This window comes from Microbacterium sp. NPDC060117 (genome assembly GCF_042729315.1).
In the GTDB taxonomy this organism is placed as follows: domain Bacteria; phylum Actinomycetota; class Actinomycetes; order Actinomycetales; family Microbacteriaceae; genus Microbacterium.
Genome location: NZ_JBHWXR010000001.1, coordinates 1,082,676 through 1,103,255 on the forward strand (window position 1 = coordinate 1,082,676; position 20,580 = coordinate 1,103,255).

The window sequence follows — 20,580 nt, forward strand, 5'->3', positions numbered from 1 at the left end:
GCACGGGATTCCGTCGACTGGACGGGAGAGCCGCGCGAACAGGCCGTGCACTCGGCGGCAAGCCGTGCACTCGGCGGCAAGCCGTGCAGTCGGCCTGCGATTCACCGGTGCGGAGGCTCAGTACCAGTTCGTGGCCTGCGAGTGACCCCAGGCCGAGCACGGGGTGCCGTAGACGCTGGAGATGTAGCCGAGTCCCCAGCGGATCTGGGTGGTGGCGTTGGTCTGCCAGTCGTCACCGGCGCTGGCCATCTTGTCGCCGGGCAGCGACTGCGGGATGCCCGTCGCGCCGGACGAGTTGTAGGCCTGGTAGTTCCAGCCGGACTCCTTGTTCCAGAGCGAGTTCAAGCACTGGAACTGGTCATCGCCCCAGCCGTACTCGCCGGCCATGATCTGCTGCGCGGCGGCACGTGCGCCGTCCGGGGTGTTCGCCGCGGCCTGCGCCTCGGCAGCGGCCTGATCCGCAGCGGCGGCCTGCGCGGCAGCCGCATCCGCCGCCTGCTTCTGCGCGACGGCGTTGTTCAGGTTGGTGCGCACTTCGGCGACCTGCGACTCCACCTTCTCGGAGTAGTCGGTGACGGCCACGGCGAGGGCGGTGTGCACGGCGCCCTTCTCCGCAGTCCCGGCCGACAGTACATCGTGCGCCGAGGTCAGGCCGGTCACGTCGACGAGCTTGCGGCCCTGGCCGAGGTCGAGGCCGGACGCCTTCACATCGGCGTTCACGGTGGCAGCGTCGGCCATCGCGGTCTTGGCAGTGTCGAGTGCGGCACGCACCTGCACCCGCTGGTTGTAGGCGGTCACATCGTCGACCTGTGCCATGGCCGGAGAGGCGGCGGCGACGGTCGGTGCGATGAGCACGGCGCCGCCGACGACGAGGGCGCCGAGCACGGCGGTCGCGCTCAATGCGGCGACGGTCTTGCTGCGGGCAGAGCGGAAGAGCGGAGTTCTCGACATGACGAAGTAACGATCCTTGAAGTCTTCGGCGCCACTCGGGTAGCGACGCCAACGCCCTCGGGTCGGGCGTACAAGGTAACGATCCTGCATCACTGTTCCTGAGAGCCCACCGAAGATCCCGGGATCCTGCAAAATACTTTGTCCGAATTCTCAGGTTCCGATTTCGCCGCCGATCCCGGGCCGCATCGCGCTCTTCGCGCCTCTCACCCCCGTCATGTCAGAGGTTCCGGATAGCGTCGCGGCATGGTCACACTTCGCCCTTGGCTGCCCGAGGACCGGCCGTTGCTCGACGCCTTCAACACGCCCGCGATGACGGCGCATCTCGTCGCTCCCGAGAGCACGGCGGAGCTGGAGCAGCGCCATCTCCGCTATCTGAAGGAGGACCTTCCCGGGCGGATGCTCGTGATCCTCGACGGGTCAGAGCCCGTCGGATCGATCGGCTATTGGGAGACCCTCGACGGCGGAGAGGTCGTCTGGGAGACCGGGTGGGGAGTGCTTCCGCAGCATCAGGGCCGAGGCCTCGCAGGGCTGGCGCTTCAGGAACTCATCGCCGTCGTCCGCGCTGACGGGCGGCATGGCGAGATCCACGCCTATCCCGCCGTCGACAACGAGCCCTCGAACGCGCTCTGTCGTCGTGCCGGGTTCTCGCTGCGCACAACCACGTCGTTCCCGTTCCGCGGCGAGGAGCTGCTCAGCAACGACTGGGTGCTCGTGCTCTGAGGCAGTGCCGCCGGTGCGCGAAGGGCCGGGAGCGCGAATCCGGAATGATCCGGATCCGGCGCCCGGCCCTTCACCGCGACAGCTCGCCGCGTGGCCGCGTGACGGTCAGGAGGTGAGATCCGCCGCGGACGGCATACGTCCGGCGATCTCCTCGATGATGTCGTCGCCGAGGCGGGCCTCCTCGAAGGGGGCGTCGATCTCGGCGCGGTTCAGCAGCTCGGTCATGCGACGACCGCGCGGGCGGGTGATCAGGGTCACGACGCGTCCGGCGTTGCCGGCACGACCGGTGCGGCCGGCCCGGTGCAGGTACGTCTTGTACTCGTCCGGCGCATCGGCCTGCACGACCAGGTCGATGTCGTCGACGTGGATGCCGCGCGCGGCGACGTCGGTCGCGACGAGCACGTTCACCCGGCCGGAGGTGAGCTTCTGCAGGTTGCGCGTGCGCTTGGCCTGGTTCAGGTCGCCGTGCAGCGAGACCGCGGGGATCCCCGCGTCCTCAAACGCCTCGGCGAGCTGCTCCGCGTAGGCGCGGGTGCGGGAGAAGACGAGCGTCCTACCGTCGCGGTCGACGAGCGAGGTGAGGATCTCGCCCTTGTCGCGGTGCTCGATCACGAGCACGCGGTGCTCGATCGTGCCGGAGTCCTGAGTCTCTCCGGCGACCTCGAAGACCGCCGGCTCCACGAGGAACTCGTCCACGAGCGCGGCGACTTCACGGTCCAGCGTGGCCGAGAACAGCAGCTTCTGGCTGCCCTCCCCCGTCGCGCGGAGGATCCGCTGCACCGGCTCGACGAACCCGAGCTCGCACATGTGGTCCGCCTCGTCGAGCACGGCGATCCGCACATCGGAGAGGTCGAGCTTGCCCTGGTTGATCAGGTCCTCGATGCGGCCGGGCGTGCCGATCACGATGTCGACGCCCTTCTTCAGCGCACCGACCTGGCGTGCCTGGGGCACGCCGCCGTAGATCTGCGTGGTGAAGAGGCCGACGCTGCGCGCGATCGGCTGCACGGTGCGGTCGATCTGCAGCGCGAGCTCACGCGTCGGAGCGAGGATGATCGCCTGCGGCGCACGACCGAACTCGCGCTTCTTGCCCTTCTGCGCCTTCAGGATGCTCTCCACGAGAGGAGCGCCGAACGCGATGGTCTTGCCGGATCCGGTGCGCCCGCGGGCGAGCACGTCGCGCCCCTCGAGCACGGCGGGGACGGAGGCCGCCTGGATCGGGAACGGCGTCGCCGCACCCATGTTCGTCAGCACCTCGACGATGTTCGACCCGAGCCCGAGGTCGCCGAAGGTCACATCCGCGACCTCTTCGGCCTGCACGGTCTGCGCCTCGAGGCGCTCATGCACGACGTCCTCGACCTGCTCGTGCTTCGGACCGCGGTCCGCCGTGCGGTTCCAGTCGCTGCGGCTCGGTCCGTCGGCACGGCGGGGACGGTCATCCCGGCGCGGACGGTCATCCCGGCCGAAGCGCGGGCGCTCAGCACGATCGTCCCGGCGGGGACGGTCGTCCCGGTCATACCGCGGACGGTCGAAGGACGGACGGCCGGCGCGGTCGTCACGCTGCGGGCGGTCGGCGCGAGAGCGGTCATCCCGGTCGTACCGCGGACGGTCATCCCGCTGGGGGCGATCGTTGCGGTCGAAGCGCGGACGCTCGGTCCGGCCGGCGCGGTCGTCGCGCTGCGGACGATCGTTGCGGTCGAAGCGGGGACGGTCGTCACGCTGCGGGCGATCATTGCGGTCGAAGCGGGGACGGTCATCCCGCTGGGGACGGTCACTCCGGTCGAAGCGGGGACGGTCGTCACGCTGCGGGCGATCGTTCCGGTCGAAGCGCGGACGGTCATCCCGCTGCGGACGGTCACTCCGGTCGAAGCGCGGACGCTCGGTGCGACCGGAGCGGTCGTCGAACCGGGGACGGTCATCGCGACGGGGACGGTCGTCCCGATCGAAACGCGGGCGGTCATCCCGGCGGTGCGGGGCGTCGATACGGCCCGACTCGGCACGGTTGCGGATCGAGCGCGACTCATCGCGGCCGGCGCGCTCCTGCGCGGACCAGCGCTGCTTCGGCGCGCGCTCGCCCGCGGCGGGCTCGGGGCGGTAGCCCCGGTGGTTCGGGGAACGGCTGCCGGGACGCGAGTCCACACGCCGATCGTCGCGGGCCGGACGGGCATCGCGGTCATATCCGCCGCGGCCGGACTCGCCATCGCGGGACGGTCGCCCCTGATTGTGACGATCGTGGAAGGAGGTCTTCTTCGCGTAGCGCGGCTCGAAGTTCGCCGAGGGGCGTCCGCCCTTGGGCTTGTGGTTCTTGGGCACGGGTATGTCCTTGTCTGGTTCTCGCACGAGAACAGCGCCCCGCCGCCCTCGTGGGGCGCGGGGAAACCCGGGCAGTCGTCGGCCGGGGGCCATTCATGTGATGGATGAAGCGCTCGACGACGTCCGCCGAACTCACCATCGGCCCCTGGGCTCACACGTTCGCACACATCCGCGCCCGACGGGGATCCCGTGGGGCTGCGGTTGCCCGAAGCCGACTCCCCTACTCTATCGGAGTCGCCTGGGAGCCCGCCCGGCACTGCGCCGCTCTACGATGGCGGCATGACCACTCCGACCGGCGTCCAGGTCCACCTCGAGGCGAATGGCGTCCGCGCGCAGATCTCGCAGGTCGGCGCATCTCTCCGGCACCTCCTCGTCGGCGACACCACGGTCGTTCCGCCCTACCCCGACGACAGCCCCGCCCCCTCCTGCTCCGGGGTCGTTCTGGTGCCATGGCCGAACCGGATCCGTGATGGGATCTGGGTCGACGGCGACGAAACACGGGCGCTGGCCATCACCGAGCCGAAGCTGAACAACGCGATCCACGGGCTGCTGCGCTACACCGCCTACGAGATCGCCGAGCAGAGCGACGCGACCGTGCTGCTGCGCGCGGACGTGGTGCCGCAGATCGGCTATCCCTACCTGTTGGAGACGAGCGTGCGCTACACGCTCGGCGTCGACGGCGTCACCGTCGAGCACACGATCGTGAACCGCTCCGAGGATCCGGCTCCCGTCGCACTCGGCACGCATCCCTTCCTCACCGTCTCGGACGTGGATCCGAAGCAGCTCCTCTTGCGCATCCCCGCCGAGACCTTCTTCGAGACCGACGACCGGCTGCTGCCGGTCGGCGAGTCCCCGGTGTCCGGCGGCACCGATCTGCGCATGCCCCGGCGCCTCGCCGACGTGCAGCTGGACACCGGCTTCGCCACTCTCCGCCGCGAGGAGGACGGGCGCGTGCACAGCACGCTCACCGCCCCCGACGGTCGTGTGGTCACGCTCTGGCAGGGCGCGGGGCTGGACTATCTCCAGGCCTACACGAGCACGAGCTACCCCGGGCAGGAGCTCGTGGTCGCCCTCGAGCCGATGTCCGCACCCGCCGAAGCGTTCAACTCAGGCCGCGGTCTGCGACATCTCGCACCGGGCGAGACCTGGACCGCGCAGTGGGGCGTGACGCTCACCAATTCGTGAGGCGCACCAGTTGAGGGCGGCTTCTGACCACTCGGCTGAACGCGCCGGCGGCGACTGCCACCTGCCGTCGGAACGACGGCGGCTTCCCGGTCGGGTGATCGGTCAGAACGGCGCATCTGAGACGGGCGGTGGGTCGGGGTCGGGGTCGGGGTCGGGGTCGGGGTCGGGTTCGGGTTCGGGTTCGGGTTCGGGTTCGGGTTCGGGTTCGGGTTCGGGTTCTTCGATGGTGAAGGTCACGGGCGAGGGTGGCCGACCCTGAAAGAACCAGATCAGATCAAGAAACGATCACGAACAGATCACAGAATTCTGCCGACCACGTCCCCGCGGCCCGAGCACCACGAACAGACGGAGCAACCCGCCCGGCGACCTCCGCGGGCCTACGAATCGCGCGGCGTCGGCCCGCTTCGCCAGGCGTGGGATACTCTGCTCGGGAATCAACTTTCCGGCATGCGGATAATCGCGCCCGGATCTTGAGTGAGAGGATCCGCATGGCCGCTGAGAGCTCCGTCGGTGTCAAGTCGGTCTCGCGTGTCTTCGATCTGCTCGAACTCATCGCCGACGCCGGCGGCGATGCCACGATCAGCCAGCTGTCCACCGCGGCCGAGCTGCCCCTGCCGACGATCCACCGACTGCTGCGCACCCTCGTCGCAGAGGGATACGCGCGCCAGCTCGCCAATCGCCGCTACGCCCTCGGGCCCAAGCTCGTGCGCCTGGGCGAGGTCGCGAACCGCCAGTTCGGCCTGATGGCGATGCCGCAGCTCAAGTCGCTCGTGGCGCGCCTCGGCGAGACCGCGAACCTGGCGACCATCGACGGCGACGGCGTCGTGTACGTCTCGCAGGCTCCGTCGCCGCACGCGATGCGCATGTTCACAGAGGTCGGCGGGCGCGCGCCGCTGCACTCCACGAGCGTCGGCAAGGCGATCCTCGCTCAGCTCGGCGACGACCAGGTGCGAGAGATCATCACCCGCGCGGGCATGCCGCATTCCACGCCGCGCTCGCTCGACACGATCGACGCACTGCTCGCGGATCTCGCACTGAGCCGCGAGCGCGGATACGCGGTCGACGACGGCGAGCACGAGATCGGTGTGCGCTGCTTCGCGATGGCCGTGCCGAACATGCCCGTGCTCACCGCAGTCTCGGTCTCGGGACCCATGTCGCGCGTCGGCGAGGACTTCGCGGAGCAGGCGATCCCGGTGCTGCGCGAGGTCGTGGCCGACATCTCGGCCGTGACGAACGCGAGCTGACCCCACCGGATCCCGCGCGCTCCGGCGCGCCATGCCTTGACGGATGGCGGCCCGTCGTCTTAGGCTGTCGATGTTTTCGGAACACGGTTTCCGTATATCGGAAACAGCGCGAATCTACTGGCGGTAAGGCCAAGGCGACGACGCCTGACCACACAGCGTTGCGCTCCTGAACAGGAGAATGCTCCCCAGCGGGCAGTCTCCGGGCCTAGGCTCCGTCTCACAGCGAGTCGGCACGGCCTGAGCCGCATCGCACACTGTCGCCGGAATCGAGGAGATTCGCATGACCGACATCGCCGTCACCGTCAACGGGCAGCAGCGTCCGCTCGCCGGAACGCCCGCCCACGCCACCGCTCTGGACTGGCTGCGCGACAACGGCCTGTCCGGCAGCAAAGAAGGCTGCGCGGAGGGCGAGTGCGGCGCCTGCGCGATGCTGCTCGCCACGCCGACCGCCGACGGCGGCACCGCCTGGACTCCGGTCAACGCCTGCCTGGTCCCCGTCTACGCGCTCGACGGACAGGAGTTCATCACCGCGGAGGGTCTCGGATCCCCCGACGACCTGCACCCCGTCCAGGCGAAGCTCGCCGAGGCCGGCGGATCCCAGTGCGGTTACTGCACCCCGGGCTTCGCCTGCAGCATGGCGGGCGAGTACTACCGGGCCGATCGCACCCCCGCGGACGACGCCCACGGCACCGACGACGACACGTGTCCCGTCCATGACCCCGAGCACGGCCCGAACGGCTTCGACCTGCACGCGCTGAGCGGCAACCTGTGCCGCTGCACCGGCTATCGACCGATCCGCGACGCCGCCTACACGCTCGGCTCGCCCGAATCGGACGATCCGCTGCAGCAGCGGCTCGCCCGGCCCGCCCCGGAGCCGGTCGCGACCGACGCCGAGGTCGACGGCGCGCGCTTCGTCCGCCCCGCGACGCTCCCCGAGGTTCTGCGGATCCTGCACGACGAGAAGGACGCGCTGCTCGTCGCCGGATCCACCGACTGGGGTGTCGAGGTGAACATCCGCGGCCGCCGTGCCCCGCTCGTCGTCGCGATCGAGCAGCTCCCGGAGCTGCGCACCCTGACCCTCGCCGACGAGTACGTCGAGATCGGCGCCGCACTCCCGCTCTCCGAGATCGAGAAGCGACTGGACGGGCGGATCCCGCTGCTCGCGCAGCTGTTCCCGCAGTTCGCCTCGCGCCTCATCCGCAACCGCGGCACGCTGGGCGGCAACCTCGGCACGGGGTCCCCGATCGGCGACACCCCGCCGGCACTGCTCGCCCTGCGCGCGAGCGTCGTGCTCGCCTCGGTCGACGGCGAGCGCGAGGTCGACCTGGCGGAGTACTTCACCGGATACCGGCAGACCGTCAAGCGCCCCGATGAGCTCATCAAGACGATCCGGATCCCGCTGCCGCTCGCGACCACGACCGCCTTCCACAAGATCGCCAAGCGCCGCTTCGACGACATCTCCAGCGTCGCCGTCGCGTTCGCACTCGACATCGACGGCGGGATCGTGACCGCCGCGACCATCGGCCTGGGCGGGGTCGCCGCCACCCCGCTGCGCGCCCGAGCCACCGAGGACGCGCTGATCGACAAGCCCTGGAACATCGCCACCGTCAAGGCGGCCGCCGAGATCCTGCGCGGTGAGGGAACCCCGATGTCCGACCATCGCGCCAGCAGCGAGTACCGCTCGCTCATGCTCAACACCGCGCTGCTCAAGCTCTACAGCGCGACCGTCATCGACTCGAAGGAGGTGTCGGCATGAGCACTCTCGCCGACCGCCCGGAGAACCCCGTCGTCGGCCTGCGGGCCGCGCACGAGAGCGCCGCACTGCATGTCACGGGCGCGGCGATGTACACCGACGACATCGCGGAGCAGACCGTGGGCGTGCTGACCGCCTGGCCGGTGCAGTCCACGAACGCGCACGCGAAGGTCACGATCGACGTGTCGGGCGCCTATGAGGTGCCCGGCGTCGTGCGCGTGCTCACCGCCGAGGATGTCCCCGGCCTGAACGACGCGGGCATCCGCAACGACGAGCCGCTGTTCCCGAGCGAGGCCATGTTCTACGGCCATGCCCTGGTCTGGGTGCTCGGCGAGACGCAGGAGGCCGCGCGCCTCGGCGCCGAGCGCGTCACCGTCGAGTACGAGCCGCTGCCCTCGCTCATCACGGTGCAGGACGCACTCGACGCGCAATCGTTCCAGGGCACCCCGCGCACGGTGCAGCGCGGCGATGCCGCCGCAGGACTCGCGTCCTCGGCGCACGTCTTCGAAGGCGTGACCGAGTTCGGCGGTCAGGAGCACTTCTACCTCGAGACGCACGCGTCGTTCGCGATCCGCGACTCGGAGGGGCAGTACTTCATCCAGTGCTCCACGCAGCACCCCACCGAGACCCAGGATCTGGTCTCCCACGTGCTCGGGATCCCGGCGAACGAGGTCACGGTGCAGTGCCTGCGGATGGGCGGCGGGTTCGGCGGCAAGGAGATGCAGCCGCACGGCTTCGCGGCGATCGCCGCCCTCGGCGCCAAGCTCACCGGGCGCCCGGTGCGTCTGCGCCTGAACCGCACGCAGGACATCACGATGACCGGCAAGCGGCACCCGTTCCACATCGCGTGGAAGGTCGGCTTCGACGAGAACGGTCTGCTGCAGGCCCTCGACACCACGCTGACCTGCGACGGCGGCTGGTCGATCGACCTGTCCGAGCCGGTGCTCGGCCGCGCCCTCTGCCACCTGGACAACTCCTACTGGATCCCCAACGTGCACGCCTACGGGCAGATCGTGAAGACCAACAAGACCTCGAACACGGCCTACCGCGGATTCGGCGGCCCACAGGGCGTCTTCCTCATCGAGGACATCCTCGGCCGGATCGCCCCGGTCCTCGGTATCGACCCCCTCGAGCTGCGCCGCAGAAACTTCTACAAGCCCGGGCAGACGACGCCCTACGGCCAGCTCGTGAAGGACGCGGACCGTCTCGAGACCATCTGGGGCCAGCTCTCGGACGAAGCCGAGGTGGACGCACGCCGCGCAGAGATCGCCCGCTTCAACGAGACCAGTCCGCACGTCAAGCGCGCCCTGTCGATGACGCCGATCAAGTTCGGGATCTCGTTCAACTTCGCGGCGTTCAACCAGGCCGGCGCTCTCGTGCACATCTACAAGGACGGCTCGATCCTCATCAACCACGGTGGCACCGAGATGGGGCAGGGCCTGCACACCAAGATGCTGCAGGTCGCCGCGACCGCGCTCGGCGTCGACCTGCACCAGGTGCGCCTCGCCCCGACCCGCACCGACAAGGTGCCCAACACCTCGGCCACTGCGGCGTCCTCGGGCGCCGACCTCAACGGCGGCGCCGTGAAGAACGCGTGCGAGCAGCTCCGCGACCGGCTCGCGAAAGTCGCGGGGCGCATGCTCGGTGTCGACGAGCGCGACGTGCGCTTCGGCGGCGGCTTCGTGACCGCGCTCGGCGCGCCCGTGAACCGCGTCTCCTGGGGCGAGGTCGTCAAGGCGGCGTACTTCCAGCGCGTGCAGCTCTTCGCCGCGGGCTACTACCGCACCGAAGGCCTGCACTGGAACCCGGAGATCATGCAGGGGTCCCCGTTCAAGTACTTCGCCTACGGCGCCGCGGCCACCGAGGTCGAGGTGGACGAGTTCACCGGCGCCTATCGCGTGCGCCGCGTCGACATCGTGCACGACGTGGGCGACTCGCTCTCGCCGATGCTGGACATCGGCCAGATCGAGGGCGCCTACGTGCAGGGTGTGGGCTGGCTGACGCTGGAGGAGCTGCGCTGGGACACCAGCGACGGCCCGCACCGCGGCCGGCTGCAGACCCAGTCCGCGTCGACGTACAAGCTGCCGAGCTTCTCCGAGATGCCGGAGGAGTTCCACGTGCGGCTGTTCGAGAACGCGCGCGAGGAGGGCGCCGTCTACGGCTCCAAGGCCGTGGGCGAGCCGCCGTTCATGCTCGCGTTCAGTGCACGCGAAGCGATCCGCGACGCCGTGGCGGCCTTCGGGCCGGCCGGCCACTCGGTCGATCTGGGCTCCCCCGCGACGCCGGAGGCCGTGTTCTGGGCCGTCCGCGCCGCGCAGGAGGCCGGCGCCGCTGATCTCACTGCGCCCACCGCCCGCGCAGAACGTCCCCTCGTCACCGCCGCCGGCGACTGACCGCACCACCGCCTTCGAGTCGTCCCCCTCAGCACGGACCCTGGGCCCCCTGAGGGGGACGGCGCGAACAGAAGAGGAACACCATGGACTGGCTGGACGCGCTGCAGGATCTGCGGTCGCGGCGGATCCCGGCCGTGATCGTGACCCTGGCGACCGTCCGCGGCCACGCGCCACGCAACGGCGGCGCGAAGATGGTCGTCTCCCCCGACGCCGTGCACGGCACGGTCGGTGGAGGCAACCTCGAGCAGACCGCGATCGAGCAGGCGCGGCGGATGCTCGCCGACGGCTCCGCCGAGCCCGAGCTGCTCGCGCTCACGCTGAGCGACAAGGCCGTGACCGAGTACGGCGTGCAGTGCTGCGGAGGAGAGGTCACCATGCTGCTCGAGCCGATCCGGGTCACCCCGGCCGTCGCCGTGTTCGGCCTCGGCCACGTCGGTCTCGAGCTCGCGCGCATCCTCGCACGGCACGAACTGGAGCTGACCCTCGTCGATTCGCGCGCCGAGATGCTCGCCGAGGAGCGGATCGGGATCCCCGGAATGCGCGGCCCGCTCGGCGACGCCGTCGCGCGGGTGCGTGTGGTGCACGCGCCCGTCCCCGAGGCGGCTCTCGCAGATCTCACGCCCGGCGCACACGTGCTGGTCATGACGCACGACCATGTCGAGGACCTCGCGATCGTCGATCAGGCGCTGCGCACCACGGGACTCGGATCCGTCGGCCTGATCGGATCCGCGTCGAAATGGGCGCGTTTCCGCAAGAAGCTGCACGAGCTGGGCCAGACCGACGACGATGTGGCACGGGTGACGACCCCGATCGGGATCCCCGAGGTCGCCGGCAAGCAGCCCGCCGTGATCGCGGTGAGCGTCGCGGCCCGCATCCTGCAGCTCATCGACGAGGCGGCGGTCGCCCACTGACGGTCGGGGCGGGTGTCGGCCGCGGTCCGCATACTGGTCGGATGACACGCGATCGCTTCCTGCCCATCCACGAACCGGAACTGCTCGCGGCCGGCGAGCGCGTGCTGGGCGCCGATTTCCGGGCGATGAGCGAGCGCGTCCTCGAGGTGACGGCGCTGACCTCCCGCCTCAACGTGCTGCCCTTCGACGACGACGACGGCAGAGCCGCCCTGCTGGAGCAGATCCTCGGGCGGCCGCTTCCCCCGCGCCTCACGATCTACCCCCCGTTCTATACGGACCACGGACTGCGCCTCGAGCTGGGCGAGCGCGTCTTCATCAACCAGGGATGCACGTTCCTCGACTTCGCGGGGATCCGGCTCGGCGACGGGGTGATGGTCGGACCGAAGGCGACGTTCATCACGGTGGGGCACCCGGTCGATCCCGAGGAGCGGCGGCAGTACCTCTCGGGTGCGCCGATCCTCATCGAGGACAACGTCTGGATCGGCGCAGGCGCCACCGTTCTGCCGGGCGTCACGATCGGCCAGGATGCGGTGGTCGCCGCGGGCGCGGTCGTGGCCGACGACGTCCCCGCGCGTTCGCTGGTCGCAGGCCCGAAGGCGGCCGTGCTGCGAGAGTGGTGACGAGGCGCGTGCAGCGCCGAGCGCGCCGGCCCGTTCAACGGCAGGCCCCTGCGGCGTTCACCAGGGGTGCGACGAGCACACGCAGAGGCCGACGTCCTCCGCCGTGAGACAGATGCCACCCGCCGAGTTCGCGGTGGTCGCCAGCTGCGCGAGATACTCCCGGCTCAGCTCGGGCGACTCCGGCGTCTGGAAGACGAACCTCAGCTCGACGGCCGGGTTCAGCCAGATCGTGCTGCGTCCGGGCGGTCCGTCCTCCGGGTGCGGCCACGACACCGTGAAGCTCTCCCCCCGGCGCAGCTTCGTCGCGATCACGATCTTGAGATGCGCCAGGACGCGATCCTCGATGTGAATCGGAGATGCGGATCCGCCGTAGTAGATGGTTCCCACGCGGCGCCTATCCCTCACGCCGGGAAGGATGCGTCTCGGCCGATGCGAGATGAGGGATCGGGATCGGCCGCGTGCCGCGCGCGAGCGTCACGCGACGCTCCCGTCGGCTTCGGTCCCATCCGCGGTCGAGGGGATCTCCGGGTCGCGCACCCGCATCCGGTCCGGGCGGAAGCCGTGCTCCACACCCCAGAGGACGGCTTCGGTGCGAGACGTCGCGCCGATGCGTCGGTATGCGGATCGGATGTAGGTCTTGACCGAGTTGATCGAGAGGTGGGTGCGGTCGGCGATCTTCGCGTTGGACAACCCTTGCGTGATGAGCGCCAGAACTTCGGACTCTCGGGCCGTGAGCCCTTCCTCGCGGCCGGGCCAATCGCCCACCGTGATCGCGGCCCGCCCCTGTGCATCGATCCAGACCTGCGGCCCCCCGGCACAGATCTGCTGCAGGGCCGTCACCAGCTGGCTCGCGGGCATCCCCTTGGAGACATAGCCGCCGACGCCATTGGTGATCGCGGCGTCGATCAACCCGTCGTCGAGGTTCCACGAGTACACCACCACGCGTCCGACTCGCGGATTCGCAGCGAGGTCGTGGACATCGGCGCGGTCGCCCTGCGTCGACGCGAACGTGTCGTACAGGGCGACGTCGACCGCTTCCACGACGGGCTTGTTCAGATCCAGCTCGACGATCTGGATCACGTCCTGGTACGCGTGCAGCATCGCGGCGAGCCCGCGAACGACCACCTCGTAGTCGTTGACCAGCGCGACCCGCAACGCCTCGGCGCCTCCGACCGGGGGACGGACCATCTCCCACCCTCGCTTCTCGCGTGACAACGGTCAGCCGATCCACATCGGTCCGCTGCCTTGAACGCTCTCAACGCTATTCATCCATCGGGCAGCTGTCTTCACCCTTAGGGGTGAATCGCCCTCACCGTGCGAGGGTGCGGCAGAAGGATGCTGACTGCTCGTGACGGTCACGATGATCCGCGGTTCGCCGCATCACATTATTGAACATGTTCAGTTCAAGCGGTATCGTCGTCGCATGACCGAGATCCCGGAGAGCGCCACGGTTGCCTGCCGCGTTCCCGCACCCACAGACCCCCTCTACGATCCCGCGGACGTGCGCCGGCTCTTCGACCGCATGGCCGCCTCGTACGACCGGATGAACATCGTCCTGTCCCTGGGTTTCTCGGCGCTCTGGCGACGACAGCTGCTCGGCTTGGTCCCCGCCGCCGGATCACCCCGGACCGTGCTGGATCTGATGAGCGGGCGAGGTGAGACCTGGGCGGAGATCGAGCGTCGATTCCCGCAGGCGGAGATCACCGCGGTCGACTTCTCCGCGCAGATGATGACACAGGCGCAGGTGCGCAGTCACGCCCGATTCGGCGGACGCGTGCGACTGCGCGAGGAGGACGCCCTGGCGGGGACCACGCAGGACGCCACGGTCGATGTCGTGGTCAGCGCCTACGGCCTGAAGACCCTCGACGCCGCGCAGCTCGAGCGGCTCGCTTCCGAGGTCGTGCGGACGCTTCGCCCGGGCGGCTCGTTCGCCTTCATCGATGTCACCGAGCCCGGATGCCGAGCATTGCGGTTCCTCTATCGGACGCACCTGCGCTGGATCGTGCCGCTCGCAGGGATCCTGCTGCTCTCGAATCCGACGGAGTACCGGATGCTGCATCGCTATCTCGCCGGCTTCGGCGACGGCTCCCGTGCCGTCGAGGCCTTCCGCTCGGAAGCGGGCCTGCGCGTCGAGGTGCGCCGACACTTCTTCGGCTGCGCCATGAGCATCAGCGGCCGACGGATCTGACGACGCCGGACCGCTCCCGCGGAACGCGGACGTCGCGAGGCGCCGTCGCGTCGTCGCCCGGACGACACGGACGGACACCTCGTGCATCGACCATCAAGTTCGTACAGCGGAAACTCAAATCCGCATGACGGATGTTTTTCTTGCGACTCGGACGATGGTCCCGTAGAATCACCTCAGGCCTAGGCGGGTTACGACAGTGAACCATCTACCGGGCATCCCAGGCGGTGACGCCGTGGATTGTGACCCGGGGTTCCTCCTCGCCAGGAAGGTCCCTCACGCACGAGGCTCTCCGGCACAGTCCCGACGCACCGTCCTGATCAGGTGCCGATGGCCGGCACCTGGATGAGGAGGTGCCCCATGCTGGATCGTGTCGACGAGTACGGCGAGTGCTTCGCCGAACCCGACCGCTGGGCGATCGCGACGATCGTCGAGGTGTCCGGATCCGTCCCGCGCCCGGCGGGCACGTCGATGGCCGTGCGCGACGACGGCCGCACGATCGGATCCGTCTCCGGCGGCTGCGTCGAGGGCGCCGTCGTCGATGCCGCACTCACGTGCCTGGATTCCGGCGCGACCGAGCTGCACTCCTTCGGCTACGCGGACGACGACGGCATCTCGATCGGCCTCATGTGCGGCGGCGACGTGCGCGTGCTCGTGCAGCCGGTGCGGGCGCTCGGCAGGGTCGACCCCGGCGCTCGCGCGCATCTGGTGCGCGACCTGCCCCTGCACGACACCACGGCCGGCGCTCTCCTCACTGCGGAGGGTCTCGGCATCGCACTCGGTGCGGACGCGGTCTGCGCCGCGTTCGACGGGGAACAGCTCCCCGCCGAGGTCGCTCGTGCCGCGGGGCGTTCGGCCGACCGCGTCCGCGCCGCGCTGCGCGCCGGCGGCACGCACGTCATCGACGTCACCGACCGCACCGCGACGGAGTGCCCGGTGGTGCGGCGCCTGCTCGTGGAGTCCACGGCGACGCCGGCGCGGCTCCTCATCTACGGCGCGAACGACTTCTCCGCGGCGCTCGCACAGGCCGCCGCAGCGCTGGGCAGGCACGTCACCGTGTGCGACGCGCGGCCGGTGTTCGCCACCCGGGATCGCCACCCGGGCGCGCATGAGGTCGTGCTGATGCACCCGGCCGAGCACTTCGCGCAGGAGGTCGCGGCAGGGCGCGTGGACGGGCGGACCGCGATCGTGATGCTCACGCACGACCCGCGCTTCGACCTGCCCGTGCTCGATGCCGCCCTCCGCCGCGAGGTCTCGTACGTCGGCGCGATGGGATCCCGCGTCACGCACGAGAAGCGCGAGCAGGAGCTGCGCGCGGGCGGGCTCACCTCCGCCCACCTCGGCCGGCTGCACTCCCCGATCGGGCTGGACCTGGGCGCGCGCACCCCGGCCGAGGTCGCGGTCTCGATCCTCGCCGAGCTGATCCTCGTGGAGTCCGCCGCGCGAGCCGGATCCGGATCCGCGGCCGCCAGCTCCCCCGCCGAAGCCGGGAACCGTGCGCTGCCCGCCCGTCTCCGTGACACCGCCGGCGACGTGCACGACGATGCGCGGCGCGGAGCCGAGCCGGTCGCGACGACCGTCACCGCCGAGCGCGGCAGCGGAGCGGCGTCTGCCGGCCGCACCTGCGCGGCCGCCCCGCGACTCTCCGCGACCCCGAAGGAGGCCCTGGCATGGACGTGACGAGCGTCGACGAGGTGCTGATGTGCGCCGACCCCGGGCTGTGGCGTCCGGGGGATTCCTGGCTCGCAGGAGGCACCGTGATCTTCTCGTACGGCACCGACATCACCCGCGGCGCGCCCACCCGGCTGCTCGACATCACGGGAGCCGGATGGGCGCCGCTGACCTGGCACGGCACCGGCGACCGTCTGGGGTCGCTGGAGCACGGCACGCTGGAGATCGCCGCGACGTGCCGCATCGCGGATCTGCGCGCCCTCGCCGACGAGCCCTTCCCCGGCGGGATGCCGCGCAGGAGCCTGCCCGGGCTGGATCTGATCCCGCCGGCCTGCGACTCCTTCGTCGCGTCATGGAAGATCTGGAACGTCTCGACCGTCGGCGGCAACGTGGCCACCGCGCTGCCGGCCGGGCCGATGATCTCACTGCTGAGCAGCTGGGACGCGACCGCCGTGATCCTGTGCCCGGACCGATCAGAGCGGCGCACACCCGTGGCCGACCTCATCGTCGGCCCCGCCCGCACCCGCCTGGCCGACGGCGAGCTGATCCGCGGCTTCCTCGTGGCCGTCCGCGCGCTCGCGCAGGAGTCCGCCTTCCGCCGCATCTCCCTCACCGAGCGCGGGCGCTCGGCCGCCCTGCTGATCGGACGCCGCACCTCGACCTCGGCGCTGCGGCTCACGGTGACGGCCTCGACGTTCCACCCCCTCGTGCTCGACCTGACGGCGGATCCCGATGCTCAATCCGCGGGGACGGGCGACGGGTTCGCGACACGTGCGGACGGCCCTGCCTGGCGCGCCGCCGTCGACGCCGCGGTCGACCGCACCCGCGGCTGGTATGACGACATCCACGGCGAGCCCGCCTGGCGACGGCGGATGACGCATCGCCTCGGCGAGGAGATCCTCGCGGAACTGCTGCCGGGCCTCGCGACCGGCGTCGACGACGCGATCGGGCGGGTCACGGGCGACCTGCGCATCGAGAGGAGTGCACGATGACCGCCGGGAACATCGGGACCGTCCGGCCCCCGCAGCGCGAGACTCCGGATCCGGCACGAGACTCCGCACAGAGCGGGGAGTCTCAGGCAGGACACGGAGACCCACGAGGGGCGATCTGCGGAACCGGCGCTTCCCGCACCGCGACCGCGACGCTCGACGGTCGCGCGGTCGCCGTCGATCCCGAGCCCGGGCAGTGCCTGCGCACCTGGCTGCGCGATCAGGGCTCGTACGGCGTGAAGAAGGGCTGCGACGGCGGCGACTGCGGCGCCTGCACGGTGATCGTCGACGGCGAGGCGGTGCACAGCTGCGTGTACCCCGCGCACCGCGCCGCCGGCCGCGACATCGTGACGGTCCAGGGCCTCGGCACCCCCGAGGATCCGCACCCCGTGCAGGAGCGGTTCCGCCGCGCCGCCGGCTTCCAGTGCGGGTTCTGCACCGCGGGCATGGTGTGCACGGTCGCCTCGATGCCCGCCGGCGCCGAGGAGGACCTCGGCCGCACCCTCAAGGGCAACATCTGCCGCTGCACCGGATACCGCGCGATCGAGGATGCCGTGCACGGCACCGTGAACATCGATGACCGCGCCGGCGGCGTCGGCCGTGCCACCGGAGCCCCTGCTGCGACCGGGGTGGTGACCGGGACCGTCCGCTACACGATGGACATCGACCCGGCCGAGCTCCCCGGCCCGCTGCTCTACGCCGCCGTCGTGCGCAGCCCGCACCCGCATGCGCGCGTGGTCCGCGTCGATGCGACGCGCGCCCTCGCCGCGGAAGGCGTCGTGCGCGTCCTCGGCCGCGACGACGCTCCCTCGACGGTGTTCTCCACGGCGCAGCACGAGATCGAAGCCGACGATCCGTACGACACCCGCGTGTTCGACGAGTACGTCCGCTTCGTCGGGCAGCGCGTGGCTCTGGTCGTGGCGGAGTCGCAGCGGGCGGCAGAGCGCGCCGCCCGTCTCGTCGACGTCGAGTACGAAGTCCTGCCCGCGAACACGGATCCGGAACGCGCCGATCGCCCCGGCACGCTCGCCCTGCACGGACCGGCCTCGCCGGGCGGTCAGCGCGATCGGGCCGCGGGCCGCGAGGCATCGAGTCCCGAGGGGGTCGCTCGCCCCGATGACAACATCGTCATGGAGCTGCACACCGAGGTCGGCGACCTCACGGCCGAGCTCGCCGCGAGCCACGTCGTCGAGGACCGCACCTTCCACACCCACCGCGTCTCGCACACGGCCCTCGAGACGCACGGATCCATCGCCTGGCAGGATCCGGACGGCCGTTTCGTCGTGCGCAGCAGCACTCAGGTGCCGTTCCTCGCCCGGCGCACGCTCGCCCGCATCTTCGGCATCGATCGGGAGCAGCTGCGCGTCTACTCCGCCCGCGTCGGCGGCGGCTTCGGCGGCAAGCAGGAGGTGTTCACCGAGGATCTGGCGCTGCTGGCGACCATGGCGACCGGGCGACCGGTGCGCGTCGAGTTCTCCCGCAAGGAGGTGCTGACGGCGACCAGCGTGCGGCACCCGTTCCGCATCCGGGTGCGCATGGGCGCGACGAAGGACGGCCGGATCACCGGCATCGGCGTGGACGTGCGCTCCAACACGGGCGCCTACGGCAACCACGGCCCCGGCGTGATGTTCCACGGCGTGGGCGAGTCCATCGCGGTCTATCGCGCAGACGCGAAGAAGATCGACGCCGACGTCGTCTACACGAACACCGTGCCCTCCGGCGCGTTCCGCGGCTACGGCCTGAGCCAGATGATCTTCGCGATCGAATCGACCGTCGACGAGATCGCGCGCCGGCTGGGGATGGATCCGCTCGCATTCCGGACCGCGAACCTCATCGGTCAGGACGACGCGATGATCGCCGCGCACGAGGAGCCCGACCTCATCATCGGCAGCTACGGTCTGGACGAATGCGTGCAGATCGTGCGCGACGGCCTCGCGCGGGATCGGGAGACGGACCGCGCCGGACTCGCGCCGGGATGGCGTCTCGGGGAGGGATCCGCCGTCGCGATGATCGCCACGGTCCCCCCGCGCGGGCACCATTCGCACACCGTGATCCGGCTCGAGGCCGACGGGGCGTTCGGGCTGGACGTCGGCACGGCGGAGTTCGGCAACGGCACCTCCACGGTGCACCAGCAGATCGCCGCGACCGTGCTGCAGACGACGACGCGCGCCGTGCGGCTGCGCCAGTCCGACTCGGATCTGGTGCCGCACGACACCGGCGCCTTCGGATCCACCGGGACCGTCGTCGCGGGCCGGGCCACGCACGCCGCCGCCACCGCGCTCGCCGGGCGCATCCTCGCCCGGGCAGCGTCGCTGCTCGACGCCCCCGTCGACGAGTGCGTGCTGACCGGAGGACGCGTGATCCGCGGCGAGCAGTCGGTCGCCCTCGCCGACATCGCCGCCGACGCGGAGCTTCACGGCGGGGCGCTCGAGGAGAAGGGGTACTGGGGCGGCACGCCGCGCTCGGTCGCGTTCAACGTGCAGGGGTTCCGCGTCGCGATCGACGAGGCGACCGGAGAGCTGCGGATCCTGCGATCGATCCACGCCGCCGATGCCGGTGTGGTCGTGAACCCGGAGCAGTGCCGGGGCCAGGTCGAAGGCGGCATCGCACAGGGCATCGGCGCCGCGCTGCATGAGATCGTGCGCGTGGACGACGGTGGCACCGTCGTGTCGGACATCCTGCGCCAGTACCACGTGCCGACGTTCGCGGACGTCCCGCGCTCGGAGGTGCACTTCGCACAGACCTCGGACGTGCTCGGCCCGCTCGGGGCCAAATCGATGAGCGAGTCGCCGTTCAACCCGATCGCGCCCGCGCTGGCTGCGGCGATCCGCGACGCGACCGGCATCCGGATGACCGTGACGCCGTTCACGCGGGACCGGATCCACGCGGCGATCCTGGCTTCCGACGCGTCCGGCGCGGGGCGCGACGCGGAGCAGGCCCGGTCATGACCACCCGCTCACGCCACGCGATCGTGCTCGCCGCGGGCAGCGGCACTCGCCTCGGACGCGGCCCCAAGGCCCTGCTGCCGTGGAACCGCGAGGTGCTGGTCACCCGCGTCGCGCGCGCCGCGGCCGACGCCGGCTGCAGCGTCGCGGTCGCGGTCGGTCCGGGTGGTCGCGCAGCACGGAGCTGGCTGCGCGACCGCTGCCCCGCGGCGCACGTGGTCCAGGTGCACGACGCGCAGCTGGGCATGTCCGCCTCGCTGCGCGCCGCCGTGCTGCCGCTGGTCGTGACCGATGCTCCGCCGCACGCCGTGATCGTGCTGCTCGTGGATCAGCCCGGCGTCGACGCGCACGTGATCCGCCGCCTGTTCGCGGCGCACGTGCCGGGGCGGGTCACCCGCGCGGTGTGGCACGGCGCGCCGGGGAACCCGGTGGTGTTCGACACCGGCGACCTGTGCGCGGCCGCGGCCCTCGCCGAGGGCGATGCTGCGGCGCGCACCTGGATCGCGCGCAACCGGCACCTCGTCGACGATGTCGAATGCGGTGATCTCGGCCGCGGCGACGACATCGACGAGCCCGCCGACCTCGCGTCCTGGCCCGAGCTGCGCGTCCCGCGCTGATCCCCGCTCCCGGGCTCCCGCCCCTTCCGCCCCTTCCGGGGCGCAAGCACGCCGAAGCCCCCGACCGCAGTGCGGATCGGGGGCTT

General features: G+C 70.9%; 16 protein-coding genes. 12 read left to right on the top strand and 4 right to left on the bottom strand.

Annotated features, from left to right (window positions below; translation table 11 throughout):
• Positions 1-117 precede the first annotated feature (117 nt).
• Positions 118-951, bottom strand: coding sequence for a phospholipase (locus ACFWCK_RS04890; RefSeq protein ID WP_378804829.1), 834 nt, complete (start codon positions 949-951; stop codon positions 118-120).
• Between the two features lie 243 nt (positions 952-1,194).
• Between ACFWCK_RS04890 and ACFWCK_RS04895 the strand changes: the two genes are divergently transcribed.
• Entirely contained in the window at positions 1,195-1,671 is a 477-nt protein-coding gene (locus tag ACFWCK_RS04895; protein WP_378804831.1) for a GNAT family N-acetyltransferase, read from the top strand.
• A 105-nt stretch (positions 1,672-1,776) separates the two neighbouring features.
• Here the strand turns inward: ACFWCK_RS04895 and ACFWCK_RS04900 are convergent, their stop codons facing one another.
• Positions 1,777-3,981: a DEAD/DEAH box helicase gene (locus tag ACFWCK_RS04900; protein ID WP_378804832.1), complete on the bottom strand. Its 2,205-nt coding sequence runs from the start codon at positions 3,979-3,981 to the stop codon at positions 1,777-1,779.
• A gap of 279 nt (positions 3,982-4,260) precedes the next feature.
• On the opposite strand from ACFWCK_RS04900, the gene ACFWCK_RS04905 reads away from it, so the two are divergent.
• From ACFWCK_RS04905 to ACFWCK_RS04930, 6 genes are all read left to right on the top strand, one after another.
• Positions 4,261-5,166: an aldose 1-epimerase family protein gene (locus ACFWCK_RS04905; protein ID WP_378804834.1), complete on the top strand. Its 906-nt coding sequence runs from the start codon at positions 4,261-4,263 to the stop codon at positions 5,164-5,166.
• Positions 5,167-5,654: 488 nt separating this feature from the next.
• Positions 5,655-6,410, top strand: coding sequence for an IclR family transcriptional regulator (locus ACFWCK_RS04910; RefSeq protein WP_233312449.1), 756 nt, complete (start codon positions 5,655-5,657; stop codon positions 6,408-6,410).
• Between the two features lie 280 nt (positions 6,411-6,690).
• The gene (locus ACFWCK_RS04915) at positions 6,691-8,166 is read left to right on the top strand and encodes a xanthine dehydrogenase small subunit (protein ID WP_378804835.1); all 1,476 of its coding nucleotides are present in this window, start codon (positions 6,691-6,693) and stop codon (positions 8,164-8,166) included.
• A complete protein-coding gene (gene xdhB / locus ACFWCK_RS04920) occupies positions 8,163-10,556 on the top strand; it encodes a xanthine dehydrogenase molybdopterin binding subunit (protein ID WP_378804836.1) in 2,394 nt (797 codons plus the stop codon). The genes ACFWCK_RS04915 and xdhB overlap by 4 nt, the downstream gene beginning before the upstream one ends.
• A gap of 83 nt (positions 10,557-10,639) precedes the next feature.
• Entirely contained in the window at positions 10,640-11,467 is an 828-nt protein-coding gene (xdhC, locus tag ACFWCK_RS04925) for a xanthine dehydrogenase accessory protein XdhC (protein ID WP_378804837.1), read from the top strand.
• Positions 11,468-11,508: 41 nt separating this feature from the next.
• Positions 11,509-12,087 (top strand): DapH/DapD/GlmU-related protein, encoded by a 579-nt coding sequence (locus ACFWCK_RS04930; RefSeq protein ID WP_378804838.1) that lies wholly within the window; start codon positions 11,509-11,511, stop codon positions 12,085-12,087.
• Between the two features lie 57 nt (positions 12,088-12,144).
• Here ACFWCK_RS04930 and ACFWCK_RS04935 read toward each other — a convergent pair whose 3' ends face one another.
• Entirely contained in the window at positions 12,145-12,474 is a 330-nt protein-coding gene (locus tag ACFWCK_RS04935; protein ID WP_378804839.1) for a hypothetical protein, read from the bottom strand.
• Between the two features lie 87 nt (positions 12,475-12,561).
• A complete protein-coding gene (locus tag ACFWCK_RS04940) occupies positions 12,562-13,275 on the bottom strand; it encodes a DNA-binding response regulator (protein WP_378804841.1) in 714 nt (237 codons plus the stop codon).
• Positions 13,276-13,510: 235 nt separating this feature from the next.
• On the opposite strand from ACFWCK_RS04940, the gene ACFWCK_RS04945 reads away from it, so the two are divergent.
• From ACFWCK_RS04945 to ACFWCK_RS04965, 5 genes are all read left to right on the top strand, one after another.
• Positions 13,511-14,275 (top strand): class I SAM-dependent methyltransferase, encoded by a 765-nt coding sequence (locus ACFWCK_RS04945; protein WP_233312455.1) that lies wholly within the window; start codon positions 13,511-13,513, stop codon positions 14,273-14,275.
• Between the two features lie 357 nt (positions 14,276-14,632).
• On the top strand, positions 14,633-15,952 hold the full coding sequence (locus ACFWCK_RS04950) for an XdhC family protein (RefSeq protein ID WP_378804842.1): 1,320 nt from the start codon (positions 14,633-14,635) through the stop codon (positions 15,950-15,952).
• Entirely contained in the window at positions 15,943-16,935 is a 993-nt protein-coding gene (locus tag ACFWCK_RS04955) for an FAD binding domain-containing protein (RefSeq protein ID WP_378804843.1), read from the top strand. Before ACFWCK_RS04950 ends, ACFWCK_RS04955 begins: the two co-directional genes overlap by 10 nt.
• Positions 16,932-19,880, top strand: a complete 2,949-nt coding sequence (locus ACFWCK_RS04960; protein ID WP_378804844.1) for a molybdopterin-dependent oxidoreductase — start codon at positions 16,932-16,934, stop codon at positions 19,878-19,880. Before ACFWCK_RS04955 ends, ACFWCK_RS04960 begins: the two co-directional genes overlap by 4 nt.
• A complete protein-coding gene (locus ACFWCK_RS04965; RefSeq protein WP_378804845.1) occupies positions 19,877-20,494 on the top strand; it encodes an NTP transferase domain-containing protein in 618 nt (205 codons plus the stop codon). The genes ACFWCK_RS04960 and ACFWCK_RS04965 overlap by 4 nt, the downstream gene beginning before the upstream one ends.
• Positions 20,495-20,580 lie beyond the last annotated feature (86 nt).